The sequence below is a fragment of the Pseudodesulfovibrio cashew genome, assembly GCF_009762795.1.
GTDB classification, from domain to species: Bacteria; Desulfobacterota; Desulfovibrionia; order Desulfovibrionales; family Desulfovibrionaceae; genus Pseudodesulfovibrio; species Pseudodesulfovibrio cashew.
The window spans coordinates 3,264,683-3,279,346 of record NZ_CP046400.1 but is presented as its reverse complement, the minus strand read 5'-3'; the positions used below and the strand labels follow the sequence as shown (position 1 = coordinate 3,279,346).

Below are 14,664 nucleotides of genomic sequence, written 5' to 3'. Positions count from 1 at the left end.
CAGTAAGCCATCGAACTCGTTCTGAAAAGTCAGGCCGCTGGAGTGCGGTGGCGAAAACGCAAAGCAGTGACTCCGATGAGCGATATGAATTCCGTGAGCTACCTTGTGCGCATCACCAATTGTCTCCAGACCATCCTGGAACTCGAGTCCCAGTTGGAAAAACTGGAACACGGGAATTCCCTGCTGGATGAGTTTGTAGTGCTTAAATCATTTCTGCAGAAGATCGACAAGGTGGATCTGAGCGAAGCGGACGTGGAGCGTATCGAGACCGCCACCGCGAATTTTCTCCGTGAGTTGCGCGGGCCCCTGGCCAAGGCCCAGAAGGGCGGCCGCAAGGGACGCAGGTTGCAGTAGCCGTTATGCGAGGTAAAATAGTACTTGTCGCTCTGCTGCTCCTCATCAACCTGTTCCTGCTGTTTCGGTTGATATGGAGCGATCAGGGCGTTTTCGCATATCTGGAGCTCAAGAGCCGGTATGAAGTCCTCCAGGCCCGGATCGACGCGGTCGACAAGCAGAGCCTGGACCTGAGCCGGGAGATCCGTCGCCTTAAGTCGGACAAGGCCTATCAGGAGAAGGTCGTGCGCGAGCGGATGAATTTTGTGAAGAAGGACGAGATCCTGTATATATTCCCGGATGATATTGCCAAGAGCAAAGAGGGTGGCGATGAGCGACAAAATTGAGTGGTATCAAGAAGTTCTCTCCCTGGAGCCCGGTTCCCGAGTCTTTTTCCCGTTGGCCAAACTTTTCGTCGAAAACGGCATGCCCGAGGATGCCGTCATTACCCTGCGCAAGGGACTCGACCGTCATCCCGATTATCTTGAAGCCCGCATGCTCCTGCTGGAGCTCCTGACCGAACTGGGCAGGGAAGACGAGGTTCACGATCAGCTTGAGCGCATTATCACGCCACTTCAGGATTACCCCGCATTCTGGCGTGGGTGGGCCAGGAGTCTGCCCGAGGATCAGAGAGATCTTGCGGTTTTCCTCATGCTTGTCTCCTCCAATCTCAGCGGGGACACCATCAAGTGGACCGACGTGGTTTTCGAAGGAATTTCCACCCTGGCCGAGAGGCTGGTGGGTGCGCCCTTGCCGCCGCCGTCCCAGGGACGGCCTTCAGCCTGTTTCCCCAATGTTGAAGTCGTGCCCAACGGTGCCTTTCGGGAAAGAGAGACCCAGCTAGGGCGGGCCGCCGCTTCCCTGCGCACCAAGACCATGGCCGATCTGCTCGCCTCGCAGGGGGACGTTGACGGCGCACTGGAAATTTATCGCGAATTGATGCATTCAACGGTCTCCGACGATCGGAGAGCGGAGTTGAGCAAGCGTATCGCCGAGCTGGAGGAGCGCGACGGAGTCGAACCGGCGCCGCGCGAGGACGCCTTCAGCGCCCATGCCAAGAACCGTCTCATCTCCACCTTGGAAACCCTGGCGTCCCGTTTCGAAGCCCGGGTGCAGAATTAGCAACCAACCTACCTCGGCGGGAGCCGGTAAGGACTCCGTCGTGTTTTCATGAAAGTTGACACAATGAAATATTGCTACTTGATATTGCTGGCGCTCCTGCTGCCGCTCACCGGTTGCGGGGCGTGGACTTCTACGAGGGACTACGCCAAGGACTCCTGGCAATCCACCAAGGAGTTCATCGATCCTCCGCCTGAGATCAATACGGACAGCTACCAGTTTGAGAATCCGAACCAGGAGAAGCTGGCCAGACTGTTCACCCCTGTGGACGGTCCGCTGACCTCCCTGGCCCGATTTGTGGACGACAGGGACACCCTGCCCGGAGTGGAGTGGCTGGACCTGTTGCTCGCCAGGTTCCCGTGGGTTAACCGGGTGCTGGTCACGGATGAGGACGGCACCATTATCTTCATGCAGCCGGAGATTCCGGTGAAGAAGATTTCCAAGCCGTTGGTCTTCGAAGGTATCTGGCGGCGAATCCGGCTGCTGACCGTCGTCGATTACTCGGATCTCGGCCCGGAACTGTACATCGGACGGCCTTATTTTCAGGATCTCGATTTCCGGGGACTCATTGGTGTCGGGTTCGACCCGCGCGCCTTGCTTTCCCTGTGCCCCGAGCCCAAGGAGCTGATCATCATTCACCCCGGCGGCGGCGTCTGGTCGCGCGGCGCGGACGTGAACAAGGAGGCCCTGATGGCGGTGGACTGGAACACGCTGCTGGAGGACGAGGTGCACGGCCAAGTCAAGGCTGGAGAGAAGTACTACACATGGCTTGTACGTTACGTGGGCAAGGACCCGTACATCTATGCCACGGAATCGGTGGACCCGAACGCGGATTCCGGTTCCTGGCTATTTTGAGAATGAATGCGTTGCTGAAAACCTCGGCAAGGGGAGCTTGAATGCCACAACAGGTTACGGTTACCGAACATATTCTGCTGCACCAGAAGATGGTGCCCGGCGCTACCGGCCAATTGACCAGGCTCTTCAATGAGCTGGTCCTTTCGGCCAAGATTATTTCACGCGCCGTGAACAAGGCCGGCTTGGTGGACGTCCTCGGCTTCACTGGCGAGGTCAACGTCCAGGGAGAGGAGGTCAAGAAGCTCGACGAATACGCCAATCGCATCCTGATCCACCGCCTGGCCCGCTCCGGCGTGCTTTGCGCCATGGCCTCCGAGGAGAACGCTGACATCATCGAAGTGCCGGAAACTTTGCCCCGGGGCGATTACATCATTATTTTCGACCCGCTGGACGGTTCCTCCAATATCGACGTCAATGTCAACATCGGGACCATCTTTTCCATCTTCAAGCGCAAGTCCAACCCGGAGTCCCCGCTCATGTCCGGAGATGTCCTGCAACCGGGAAGCGAACAGGTTGCCGCGGGCTACATCCTCTACGGCTCCTCTACCATGCTCGTCTTCACCACAGGGGACGGCGTGCACGGGTTCACCATGGACCCGAGTGTGGGCGAGTTTATACTCTCCCATCCCAATATCCGTATCCCGGAGCAGGGTAAGATATACTCGGTGAACGAGGGCTACGAGCGATACTGGGAGAGGGACACCAAGACGGCCCTGGCCTACTTCAAGTCGCCCAAGAACGCCCTGAACAAGCCGTACAGCGGGCGCTACATCGGCTCTCTGGTGGCTGATTTTCATCGTAATCTTCTCTATGGCGGTATTTTTATGTACCCCGCCGACCTGCGCGACCCCAAGAAGCCCGCGGGCAAGCTCCGCCTTACCTGCGAGTGCAATCCCATGGCCTACATTGTCGAGCAGGCGGGCGGCATGGCCACCGATGGGCTTACCCGCATCTTGGATATCGAGCCTGAACACCTGCACCAGCGTATTCCCTTTTTCTGCGGTTCCCTGAACGACGTGCAGAAAGTGCAGGAGATATTCGAGTCCGAGTCCCGGAGAAAGAAGAAGAAATAATGCTCACCCTCGGCATTGAGACCTCCTGTGACGAAACCGCCGTGGCCCTGGTTCGGGGCGGACGGCTCGTGGGTGAGAAGCTGGCTACCCAGATTGACGTGCACGCGCTGTTCGGCGGTGTGGTGCCGGAGATCGCCTCGCGGGAGCATCTGCGGGTGCTGCCGAGACTGTTCCGCGAACTGCTGGACGAGACCGGTGTAGAACCTGAGGAGATCGACAATGTGGCCGTGGCCAGGGGGCCGGGGTTGCTCGGCAGTCTGCTTGTGGGAGTATCCTTTGCCAAGGGGCTTTGCCTTGCCTCCGGGGCCTCGCTCATCGGGGTCAATCATCTCTGGGCTCACTTGTTGGCTCCCGGACTGAACGGGGAACTTGTCTTCCCCGCGCTGGGGCTACTGGTCTCGGGCGGCCACACCCACACCTACCTGATATCCTCGCCGACAGAGTTCGAACTACTGGGGAGAACGCTGGACGACGCCGCAGGTGAAGCCTTTGACAAAGTGGCCAAGGCGTTGAATTTCCCGTATCCCGGTGGAAGGTTTATTGACGAGCTAGGCAGTGAGGCCGAGCCCGATACGAAGCTTTTTCCCCGCGCCTTCATCGACAACCCAAGTTTGGATTTCAGCTTCAGCGGACTTAAGACAGCCGTGGCAAACCATGTGAACGCTCATCCCGAACTGGTGTTTTCAGAGATGGCTGACGCTGATGCGGTGAAGCAGCTTTCCGGCGAGCGGCGGGAGGCGCTGGCCAGAGTCTGCGCCTCCTTCAACTGGAGTGTGGCCGATACCCTGCGGATCAAAGTGGAGCGCGCGTTGCGACAGGCGGGCGAGGTCCGCAGTCTGATCGTGGCGGGCGGTGTGGCCGCCAATTCCATGGTGCGCGAGTTCATGGGACGGCTGGCGGATGAGAATGGACTTCGATTGACCCTGCCGGCTCTCTCATTGTGCACCGATAACGGGGCCATGATCGCTTATGCCGGTTCTCTTTTATCCGAGGCGGGACTGCACCATGACCTGGCCCTTGAAGCCGTGCCCCGGGGGAGGGTTGTGCCCCTGGATTGGACGGTTGGCAAAAGCTGAGAGGCAGGTTATTATTCTGGCGGCGGTTCTTGACAGGGGGGTGCGTACCCCCTATTTTATGTGAATTGATTGAATATGCTTCGTTCCGGGTTCCCGGGGCGGTCCACATTGAAGTGAATGACGGCTGGGAGCCGAAAAAAGGAGACGCAAATGGCTAATCAAATCACGGATGGCAATTTCGAACAGGAAGTACTGAAGAGCGATGTTCCTGTCCTTATTGATTTCTGGGCTCCCTGGTGTGGCCCCTGTCGGGCCATGGGACCGGTCATCGATGAACTGGCGGAGGAATATGACGGTCAGGTCAAAATCGTTAAGATGAACGTTGACGAGAATTCCGCCACTCCCGGCAAGTACGGCATCCGCGCCATCCCCACCCTGATCCTGTTCAAGGACGGCGAAGTCGTGGACCAGTCCACCGGAGCCGTGTCCAAGAGCAGCATCAAGGAAATGATCACCAAGAAGGCACTGTAATTACATGAATTCGTATGACGCTGTAGTCATAGGGGGCGGCCCGGCAGGAATGACGGCTGCCCTTTATCTTTTGCGGGCTGGCGTGAAAACCGCCATGATCGAAAAGCTCTCCCCGGGCGGCCAGGTTTTGATGACCTCGGAGATCGAGAACTATCCCGGCTTCCCCGGCGGCCTTCAGGGCTGGGAACTGGCCGACAAGTTTTCCGCACAGTTGGATGAATATCCCCTGGGCCGTATTTACGATGAGGTCCGGAGCATTGAGGTCGGTGAATCCTTGCATGCCATATCGGTGGGCGAGGAGATCGTGCATGCCAAGACCATCATCCTGGCTACCGGCTCGCGCTACCGCAAGCTAGGCGTGCCGGGCGAGGAGCGGTTGCTGGGCCGGGGGGTTTCCTACTGCGCCCTGTGTGACGGCAACTTCTTCCGGGACCGGGACGTTGCCGTCATCGGTGGGGGTAACTCCGCACTGGAAGAGGCTCTGTACCTGGCGCGGCTAGTGAACAAAGTCTATCTTATCCACCGTCGCGACGAGTTCCGCGGTCTGGTCTGCTATCAGGACAAGTGCTTCAACCACGACAAGATCGAAATCATCCGTTCCACCGTGGTCGATGAGATTCAGGGCGCCGAGGACGTCGAGTCCCTGGCTCTGCGCAACGTGGCCACTGACGAGACCTCTACGCTCAAGGTGGACGCGTCGTTCATTTTTGTCGGTTTTGAGCCCATCATGGACTTTGTTCCGGAAGAAATCGGGAAGGACCGCAACGGCATCATCACTGACGTGGAGATGCGGACGAACGTCCCCGGCGTTTTCGCTGCGGGCGACATCCGGTCCAAGATGTGCCGCCAGGTGGCCAGCGCCGTGGGCGACGGAGCCACTGCCGCCACTGCCGCCTTCACCTATCTCGAACAGCTCGACGGTTAGGAGAGTCCATGCGTGTAGCGTATGTTACGGCGTTCCTGTTCGTCCTCTTGCTGTCATCCGGCTGTTCGCTGATCGACAGCATTTTCCTGCCGCCGCCCGAAGACACGGCCCAGGAAATCTACGAGGCGGGCATGGATGCCATGGACGCCAAGGAGTACGACAACGCCCAGGAGTACTTCAACAAGCTCAAGGATCGTTTTCCCTTCAGTCCCTATGCGCTCAAGGCGGAACTGGCCCTTGGCGATGCGTATTTTCTGGACGAGAAATTCATGATGGCATTGGACGCCTACAAGGAATTCGAGGCGTTGCACCCGAGCAACGAAGAGATCCCCTATGTCCTGTTCCAGATCGGATATGCCAACTATGAACTCTTCCAGTCCATTGACCGTCGTCAGGAAAATATCAAGGAAGGGCTGGAGTACTTCTACCGCCTGCGCGAAACGTATCCCGATTCCAAATACGCGGAGACGGCCAAGGATCTGATCACCAAGAGCCGGAGAATTCTCGCCGAACATGAAGTGTTTGTGGCGGACTTCTTCTGGCGGACGGAACAGTATGGTCCCGCCTGGCATCGCTATCAGTATGTGGTTGAGAACTTCTCAGACATACCGGATTTGCGCGATTACGCGCGCAAACGGGCGGAATATTCCTACTTTGAATATCAGAAGACCTTGTCGGAAGAGGAGCGACAGCGTATTCAGGACAGTTGGAAGCTGTGGCTCAAAAAATGGCTTTAACCCTCGGGTGGCTACCACGCCCCCTTTGTACCCCATGAAGCAAGCATCCTTCGAGTTCCCCCAGTGGCTGAACGAATTCGTCCCGGACGACGAATTCTTTGCTGCGGCCTACGATGAGGTGGGGGAGCAGAAGAGGGCGTGGCTGAAGACCTGCATCGCCCGACTGTTCGACTGGTATGGGCCGCGCAAGGACCCGAGCGGCGAGATCGTCCGGCATTGGCAGGCTGGGTTCGATACCCGGTCCGCTTACGCACCGGTGGATTTCGGAGTAGTCCTTTTTGACGATACTCTGTTGTCCCCGGCCCGTTTGCTGGCCGGGCTGGTCCCGGCCATGGCGGGCGGCGTGGAAAAGCTGCTGGCCGTCCGGGTGACTGAGGGTGCGCCGTGGCCCAAGCCTATTCTTACCGGTTTAGAACTGGCTGGCCAGGAGTTCGTGGTAGACCTGAACGAGAGCCGGGCCAGGAAACTGTTCTCCGAGCTCAGGGAATCGGAAGCGTCGGGCGCAGTCACCGTTCTTGGGCCAAGGGCCGGTGCAATCAAGAGCAGCGAGATGCAGGCCGCATCCCGCATGACTTTCTGGAGGCCCCGCTTCAGCCGGTCGGCCTCAGTCTGGATGGAGGAACCCGACACTTTCGACTTAGAGGTGCTGGCGTTCACGCATCCAGACATGCGTTTTACCGTTTATGGAGCGGAAAGCGAACTGCCGGGAGAAAGCTTCACCCGTGCTCCCGGCGCATTCGAAGACTGTATTTCCGTGGCCGCCGACGTGGCTTACCTTCCCGCAAGCCATGCGGACCGGGGCCTGCCGCGCATGCGGCTGGTGTTGGGCCCAGGGCAGGAAGGCTGCTGGGTCTGGCCGGACCTGCATCTCGACCATTTTCAATCCCACTGTACCGCCTGGACCATCGGAGGCTGACGTGAGCAAGGCAAACGCTCCTTCCGCGAAGGCGCTTGGAGCCCTTCGCAATATCGGCATCATCGCGCATATTGATGCGGGAAAAACGACGCTGACCGAAAGGATTCTCTATTATTCAGGGAAGATACATCGTATCGGAGAGGTCCATGAGGGGACGGCCACCATGGACTACATGCCCGAGGAACAGGAGCGCGGCATCACCATCACTTCGGCGGTGACGTCCTGCCAGTGGGATCCGTGCATGATCAATATCATCGACACCCCAGGGCATGTGGACTTCACGATCGAGGTGGAGCGCTCACTGCGCGTACTTGACGGCGCAGTTGGCGTTTTCTGCGGCGTCTCCGGCGTTGAGCCGCAATCGGAAACGGTGTGGAGGCAGAGCGAAGCCTATCACGTTCCCAAGCTGGCGTTCGTCAACAAGATGGATCGGCTTGGGGCGAACTTTGAGGCGGTGGTGGATTCCATTCGCACCAAGCTTGGGGCCAACACTGTGCCCATTCAGTATCCCGACGGCGAGGGGGACGAATTCAAAGGCGTCTTTGACCTCGTCGAGATGCGGCGGCTGGAATTCGATCAGGGAAGCAGCGGCGTGAAGTATGCCGCCCATGAACTGAGCGGGGAAGAGACGGCCAGGCTGGAGTCGTGGCGCGAAAAGCTTATCGAGGCCGCAGCCGAGGAAGACGAGGAGATTCTTGATCTCTACCTGGCCGGAGATGATGTTCCCACCGCTAAGATTCGCGAGGCGCTGCGCAAGGGCACGCTGTCTCAGCGCATGGTGCCCGTCCTGGTCGGATCAGCGCTCAGGAATATCGGTGTGCAACCGGTTATGGCTGCCATCTGCGACTATTTGCCCAGCCCACTGGAAGTGCCTGCCGCTACGGGCATAGAACCCGCCAGCGGCAACCGCAAGTCTTTTGCGGTGTCTCACAAGGAGCCGCTGTCCGCGCTGGTGTTCAAGGTGGCCATGGATTCCGGTCGGAAGCTGGCCATGATGCGAATTTATTCGGGCAAGCTCTCTGCGGGCGACACGGTGTACAACGTCACGCAGGATAAACAGGAGCGGGTGGCCCGACTCTTCCGCCTGCATGCAGGACGCCGAGAAAAGATCGAGACTGCCTTTGCGGGTGACATGATCGGTGCCGCAGGCATGAAATTCGCCCGGACCGGCGACACACTCTGTCATGAGACGGATCCTATTTTATTGGAGCAGATTGCCGATTACAAGCCGGTCATCTCTCTGGCCATCGAGCCGAGGAACTCCGAGGAGGCCGAGAAGCTCGACGAGGTATTGGAAAAGTACCTGATGGAAGACCCGACCCTGGAACTTCGGAGGGACGAGGATACGGATCAGATCATCCTTTCCGGCATGGGCGAGCTTCATTTGGATGTGGTGCTCGAACGGCTTCGGCGCGAGTACAATCTGGAGCCTCGGGCAGGTAAGCCGCAAGTGGTGTACCAGGAGACAGTAGCCTCCAAGGGTGTGGGCAAAGGGGAGTTCCGGCGCGAACTCGGCGGCGAAATGCATTTTGGCGGTGTCACTCTTTCTGTGGAACCTAGGGAAAGGGAAACCGGTCGGAAAATATCTCTGGAAGTGGATTTTGAGGCCTACCCAGGACCGTGGCTTGAAGCCGTGGAGGAGGGCATCTCTGACGGCCTGCAAAGTGGCGTTGTGCGCGGCTACCCTGTGCAGGATGTCCGCGTCCGGGTCACCGGACTCGACCGCCAAGACGGCGAATCCAGCCCGGTGGGATACCGTATGGCTGCGGCCATGGCTCTCAAGGACGCATTGCGCAAGGCCGACCCCAGGCTCATGGAGCCCATTATGTGGGTGGAGATCGGCGTGCCCGAGGATTTCGTGGGCGAAGTCGTCGGTTTGCTTGGCTCCAAGGGAGCCAAAATCGAGAACATGCTCGACAGGTCCGGTCAGAAGATAGTTCAAGGGCTTGCACCGCTGGCCGGATTGTTCGGATTCACCACGGATCTGCGTTCCGCCACTCAGGGGAGGGCTGCCTTCGTCATGAAATTCAACAGGTTTGATGTGTTGGAGTAATTCGTGGCGGATTTGAAGAGGCACTTGCCGCCGGAGGCGCCGCAACAGGCCCGTCCGGACTGGTGGAGCAGACTGAAGAGATGGACCAAGTATTGGTATCTCCGGCTCATGCGACAGAAGTCGTCGGCCAGGAATCTGGCGGCGGCCATGGCGCTTGGGATGTTCATCGGCGCATTGCCCATCATTCCGTTCCAGTCGGTGGTGGTTATCGGATTGGCTTTTCTTTTCAGGGTGAACAAGCTCGCGGCCTGGCTCGCTACCTGCTATTCCAACGCCTTCACCATGGTTCCGTTCTACTATTTTCTCTACAAGGTCGGCAGCGTGGTGACGCCTTTGAATGTGGCGTTCGACCCCAACAACCTAGCCATGGAGAAGATGATCTCCGCCGGTTGGGACGTTTTCCTCGTCATGCTGGCTGGCGGATTGGCTTTCGGAATACCAGCCACTATCATCACCTATTTCGTTTCTTTATTCGCCATCCGCAAGTACCGCGAGCGTAGGGCGTTGCGGCTTCTGCGAAAGCGGACAGGTAATTGAGCGCAGCCGGGCGGCGACTTCTTCTCTATATTTCCTCTTTTTTGGGCGGCAATTGCTTTTCCCAGGAATACCGAGTACTCATGGCTTAGGTGGCACAACTAATCCCTGACATTTTCCGTCATATTCAGGATGGGGAAACAGGGGCAAGGGGGAGCACCAGGTGATTGCTGCATTGACCGTTGTCCTTTGTTTGCTCTTTGCCGTGGCCTTCAAGATCGGGGGCTGGGCTGCTTTTGGCGTGGCCGCTTGTCTCTCACTGATTTGCGGTGTCGGGGGAATGGTATATTCCGCTCGGCGCCGGAGGGTGTTGCTCCGAGGACTGGAGGCGCTTGCCGAAGGGCGGGATCTGTCCGTAGGAGCCGACTCTGTGCCGTTGCTTTCGCCGTTGGCAGAGTGTCTGGGCTCGATCAGGGAGCGGGTGGCTTTTTTCGAAAGTGCGTTCAAGGGGTTGGGGTATCCTGCCATCCTCTGTGACCGGGAAGGGCGGATCTCGTTATGCAGTAAGGGATTCCTTGCCTTGCTCGACAAACCTGAGAAAGACATACTGGGACAATCCGTGTCTCGGGCTTTTTACGGTGATGACCGTGAGTCCTTCACGGAAAAGGCGCTCAAGGGCGAAGAGGACTTTCGGGAAACCCTTGACCTTACCCTCTGGAACGGAAGGACTTTTCCTTGCATGATGTACATCAATGTGATTCGCGATTCCGGACGTCGGGTCGTGGGGGTCGCCAGTTCCTTTATCGATATTTCCCGAACGCTGGAGCAGCAGCGCGAGATCGAGAGGCACCGCGAGGAGATGATCCGGGCCGGAAAGCAGTTGAGCGAGTTGGCTGAGCATGTGGCCTCGGCTGCGGAACTGCTTTCGGCTTCCGCCGACGATCAGGCCGAGGGAGCTCAAAAACAACGGGTCCAGACCGCATCGGTCGCCGAAGCCATGGATCAGATGACCGGCACGGTGTTGTCCGTGGCACAGAATGCCACGGCGACCCGTGAAGCTGCGAGCCAAGCCCTGGAGTCGGCGGAGGAAGGTGCCGCAAGAGTCAGCGAGGCCGTGCGCGCTATCGACGAAGTCGCCCATTCCTCTCAGGCCTTGGGACAGGATATCGAACGGCTGAATGCCCGGGCGGAACAGGTCGGGCAGATCATCGGCGTGATTAACGACATAGCCGACCAGACCAATCTGCTGGCGCTTAACGCGGCTATCGAGGCCGCCAGGGCCGGTGAGGCGGGACGCGGATTCGCCGTGGTCGCGGACGAGGTACGCAAACTCGCCGAGAAGACCATGGGGGCCACTCGGGAAGTTGAAGGGTCCATCTCTACCATTCAGTCGGGTGTTGGCGCAGCCCTTGAGGCCATGCGCATGACAGAGGGGCAGGTCACTTCCAGCACCGAACTCTCCACTCAGGCCGGTGAATCTCTGAAACAGATCATGGAAAACATCCGCAACATGGTCGATGGGGTTTCGCTTATCGCCGCAGCAACCGAGCAACAATCCACGGCGGCGGACAACATCAATCGGGCCATCGACGAGATAGCCGAAATTTCCGGAGACGCCGATGAGGCTGCGGGTCAGGCGGCAGGCGCGACCCGCGATCTTGCCGGGCTGGCTCAGGAACTGCTCGACGTCTCACGCAGTTTTCTGGAAGGAGACGGTGGGGAGCGATTGCGCGAATCCGAGCATCTGATGAAAGGTATCCTGCCCAAGCTGGCCCAGGAGTTTGTCCAGAAGACCTATGCCAAAGACATATATGACGGGATGCAGGAGGAGATGGGCAACCCGGTCTTTTTGCCAGGCAAAGGGTATTCGGATCAGGTTGTCATGCAGATGGCCGAGACCGTCTCGGCTCTTGCGGGAGTTTCCGTCCGTCGGTTCTTCCTCGATCTCGGTCGATACACCGTGGGCCGCTTTCAGGAGATGTATCCGGGGCATTTCAAGGAGGAATCCCTCAAGGATTTCTATTTGCGCATGAATGACATTCATCGCCAACTCACGCGGGAAATCCCGGGTATCAAGCCTCCCTCCTTTACCTATGAGGACAAGGGCGACTCGTTGTTCATGAACTATCGCTCCGGCAGGGGGCTTTTTGATTATTTTGAAGGGGTTTTGCTCGGCGCGGCGGAGTTCAAAGGTGAGAATGTCGATATTCAGGTCAAGCCGTTCGACGAGCAGACCGCCAGGGCCGAGATACGTTTTCTCGGCAGGAAATGATTTTTCCCAGATTGGTAATTTATAATGGGCTATTGATACCCTTTTCTGTGATAGTGTCGGTGAAGTTGGTAGCAGTCGGATCGATACCCCGCAGGCCATGAAAGCATACTGTCGAGCATTAGGAGCATTGTAGATGTCCGATGATCTCAATAAGCAGATATTTAAGGAAGAAGCCTACGATCTTCTGAGCGAACTGGAAGGGGCGCTCCTGGAGTTGGAAGAGAACCCTCATGACATGGATGTGGTGAACCAGATTTTTCGGGCTCTGCATACCATCAAGGGCTCCGGCTCCATGTTCGGGTTCGAGGATATTGCGGAGTTCACCCACGAGGTGGAGACCGTCTTCGACATGGTCCGCAACAGTGATCTTGGGGTGACGCCGGCATTATGCAGCTTGGCGCTCAAGTCGCGCGACTATATCAAGTTGATGCTGGATTCCGATGTCCAGGGCGAGGAAGTCGACTCCACCCTGAGGTCGGAAATCTTGACCGGACTCAAGAAGCTCGCCTCAGGTGGGGAAGAGGCTTCGGAGGATGAATTGACACCCGAAGTAACCGGGGATGATGAGTCTGCCGAAGTTGAGGAGGCCGCACCGGCGCAGGAACACGATTACCGGATCGTGCTGACGGCCAAGCCTGATGCCGAGGTGGACGAGTCCATGCTCGAATCCTTGTTCGAGGAGTTGGTCAAGCTCGGCGAGTTCAAAGTGGTCAAGCGTCCCGACGATAGCCCGGATGCCCCGGGCCCTCGTTCCTGGGAATGTGCTCTTGTCTCCAATATCGGGAAGGATAACGTAAGCGACGTCTTTTTCTTTGTAGATGCAGACTTGAACATCGATATTTCCGAGTCCGGGGATGAAGCTGTGGTTGAGAAGAAGGAGGTGCCGCCTCCCGCTCCCACGCCCAAGGATGTGCCTGCGGAAGAGCCTGTTCAGACCGGTGCAACCCTGAAGGAAGAGGATATGGGGGAAGATGAGGCCCCCAGGCGTTTGGGAGAGTATCTGGTTGAGACCGGGGATGTCACCCAAGAGGACATTCAGGAAGCGCTAAAGAAGCAGAAGCCTCTGGGCCAGATTCTGGCCGAGGACGGCAAGATCGAACCCGAAAAGATTGATCAGGTGGTGAAGAAGCAAGCAGCCGTAAAGGAACGGGAGGCGTCCAAGCGCCGTCAGGAGGCCTTGTCCTCCATCCGCGTGGCTGCCGACAAGCTCGATTATCTGGTCGATCTGGTGGGCGAGTTGGTCATTGTCCAGGCGCAGATAACCCAGGTGGTCAGCGAACGGAGCGATCCGCAGATGACCGCCCTGGCAGAGGAACTGGAACGTCTGAGCGACGAACTGCGTGACTCCACCCTCGGTATCCGCATGCTGCCCATCGGTACGTCCTTCTCCAAGTTCAAGCGTCTGGTACGCGATCTTTCGAGCGAATTGGGCAAGGAGATCGGCCTACGCACCAGCGGAGAGGACACCGAGTTGGACAAGACGGTCATCGAACGGCTTGGTGACCCTCTGGTGCATCTGCTTCGCAACAGCCTGGATCACGGCATCGAAACCCCCGAGGAACGTACGGCCGCAGGCAAGCCCCCCCAGGGAACGATTTTCCTTTCCGCCGAACATTCGGGCGGCGAGGTTCTCATCCGCATCACCGATGATGGTCGCGGCATGGCCAAGGAGATGATTCGCGAGAAGGCTATTGAGCGCGGGTTGATCACCAAGGATACCGAAATGTCGGAGAAGGACCTGCTCAAGCTTATCTTCGAGCCCGGGTTCTCCACCGCCAAGGAAGTGACCAATGTATCCGGGCGAGGCGTGGGCATGGATGTCGTTAAAAGGGCCATTGACTCCCTGCGCGGCACCATCGATATCGACAGCAAGCCCGGCGCGGGCACCACGATCACCATCCGTCTGCCACTGACGCTGGCGATCATTGACGGCCTTCAGGTGCGCGTGGAGGATGAATACTACGTCATCCCCCTTTCACTGGTCGAGGAATGCGTGGAATTGGCTCGTCAGGAAGTGGACGAGAACGATTCAGGACAGAGAATCCTGCACCTGCGGGGCGAGATCGTACCCTACATCCACATACGCGACTGGTTCGGCATCGAGGGCGACAATCCGCCAATCGAGCAGATCGTCATTACGGGCGTGGAAGGGAGTCGTGTTGGTATTGTGGTTGATACCGTCATCGGCGAACATCAGACCGTCATCAAGAGCCTGAGCCGCGTCTACAAGGATGTGGAAGGCATATCCGGAGCCACCATCAAGGGTGATGGTTCCATTGCATTGATTCTGGATATCCCGAGTTTGGTCAGAAGGGTCATCGCCGAGTCGAGGTAACCACTTTCTTTCGTGAGGCATAGGT

At 58.0% G+C, this 14,664-nt stretch carries 14 protein-coding genes; all 14 read left to right on the top strand.

Going from position 1 to position 14,664, the window contains the following annotated elements; all coding sequences use genetic code 11:
* Nucleotides 1-75: 75 nt before the first annotated feature.
* The gene (locus GM415_RS15005) at nt 76-354 is read left to right on the top strand and encodes a hypothetical protein (protein ID WP_158949594.1); all 279 of its coding nucleotides are present in this window, start codon (nt 76-78) and stop codon (nt 352-354) included.
* A 5-nt stretch (nt 355-359) separates the two neighbouring features.
* Nucleotides 360-680, top strand: a complete 321-nt coding sequence (locus GM415_RS15000) for an FtsB family cell division protein (RefSeq protein WP_158949592.1) — start codon at nt 360-362, stop codon at nt 678-680.
* On the top strand, nt 664-1,455 hold the full coding sequence (locus GM415_RS14995) for a tetratricopeptide repeat protein (RefSeq protein ID WP_158949590.1): 792 nt from the start codon (nt 664-666) through the stop codon (nt 1,453-1,455). Before GM415_RS15000 ends, GM415_RS14995 begins: the two co-directional genes overlap by 17 nt.
* 48 nt (nt 1,456-1,503) lie before the next feature.
* On the top strand, nt 1,504-2,307 hold the full coding sequence (locus GM415_RS14990; RefSeq protein WP_242012267.1) for a PDC sensor domain-containing protein: 804 nt from the start codon (nt 1,504-1,506) through the stop codon (nt 2,305-2,307).
* A gap of 41 nt (nt 2,308-2,348) precedes the next feature.
* Nucleotides 2,349-3,380: a class 1 fructose-bisphosphatase gene (fbp, locus tag GM415_RS14985; protein WP_158949588.1), complete on the top strand. Its 1,032-nt coding sequence runs from the start codon at nt 2,349-2,351 to the stop codon at nt 3,378-3,380.
* On the top strand, nt 3,380-4,456 hold the full coding sequence (tsaD, locus tag GM415_RS14980) for a tRNA (adenosine(37)-N6)-threonylcarbamoyltransferase complex transferase subunit TsaD (RefSeq protein WP_158949586.1): 1,077 nt from the start codon (nt 3,380-3,382) through the stop codon (nt 4,454-4,456). The genes fbp and tsaD overlap by 1 nt, the downstream gene beginning before the upstream one ends.
* Before the next feature lie 150 nt (nt 4,457-4,606).
* Nucleotides 4,607-4,927, top strand: a complete 321-nt coding sequence (gene trxA, locus GM415_RS14975) for a thioredoxin (protein ID WP_158949584.1) — start codon at nt 4,607-4,609, stop codon at nt 4,925-4,927.
* Between the two features lie 4 nt (nt 4,928-4,931).
* On the top strand, nt 4,932-5,852 hold the full coding sequence (gene trxB / locus GM415_RS14970) for a thioredoxin-disulfide reductase (RefSeq protein ID WP_158949582.1): 921 nt from the start codon (nt 4,932-4,934) through the stop codon (nt 5,850-5,852).
* An 8-nt stretch (nt 5,853-5,860) separates the two neighbouring features.
* Nucleotides 5,861-6,589, top strand: coding sequence for an outer membrane protein assembly factor BamD (bamD, locus tag GM415_RS14965; RefSeq protein ID WP_158949580.1), 729 nt, complete (start codon nt 5,861-5,863; stop codon nt 6,587-6,589).
* 34 nt (nt 6,590-6,623) lie between these two features.
* Entirely contained in the window at nt 6,624-7,505 is an 882-nt protein-coding gene (locus GM415_RS14960) for a hypothetical protein (protein WP_158949578.1), read from the top strand.
* Nucleotide 7,506: 1 nt separating this feature from the next.
* Nucleotides 7,507-9,558, top strand: a complete 2,052-nt coding sequence (gene fusA / locus GM415_RS14955) for an elongation factor G (protein ID WP_158949576.1) — start codon at nt 7,507-7,509, stop codon at nt 9,556-9,558.
* A 3-nt stretch (nt 9,559-9,561) separates the two neighbouring features.
* A complete protein-coding gene (locus GM415_RS14950; protein WP_158949574.1) occupies nt 9,562-10,095 on the top strand; it encodes a DUF2062 domain-containing protein in 534 nt (177 codons plus the stop codon).
* A gap of 160 nt (nt 10,096-10,255) precedes the next feature.
* On the top strand, nt 10,256-12,304 hold the full coding sequence (locus tag GM415_RS14945) for a methyl-accepting chemotaxis protein (protein WP_158949572.1): 2,049 nt from the start codon (nt 10,256-10,258) through the stop codon (nt 12,302-12,304).
* Nucleotides 12,305-12,437: 133 nt separating this feature from the next.
* Nucleotides 12,438-14,639, top strand: coding sequence for a chemotaxis protein CheA (locus GM415_RS14940; RefSeq protein ID WP_158949570.1), 2,202 nt, complete (start codon nt 12,438-12,440; stop codon nt 14,637-14,639).
* Nucleotides 14,640-14,664 lie beyond the last annotated feature (25 nt).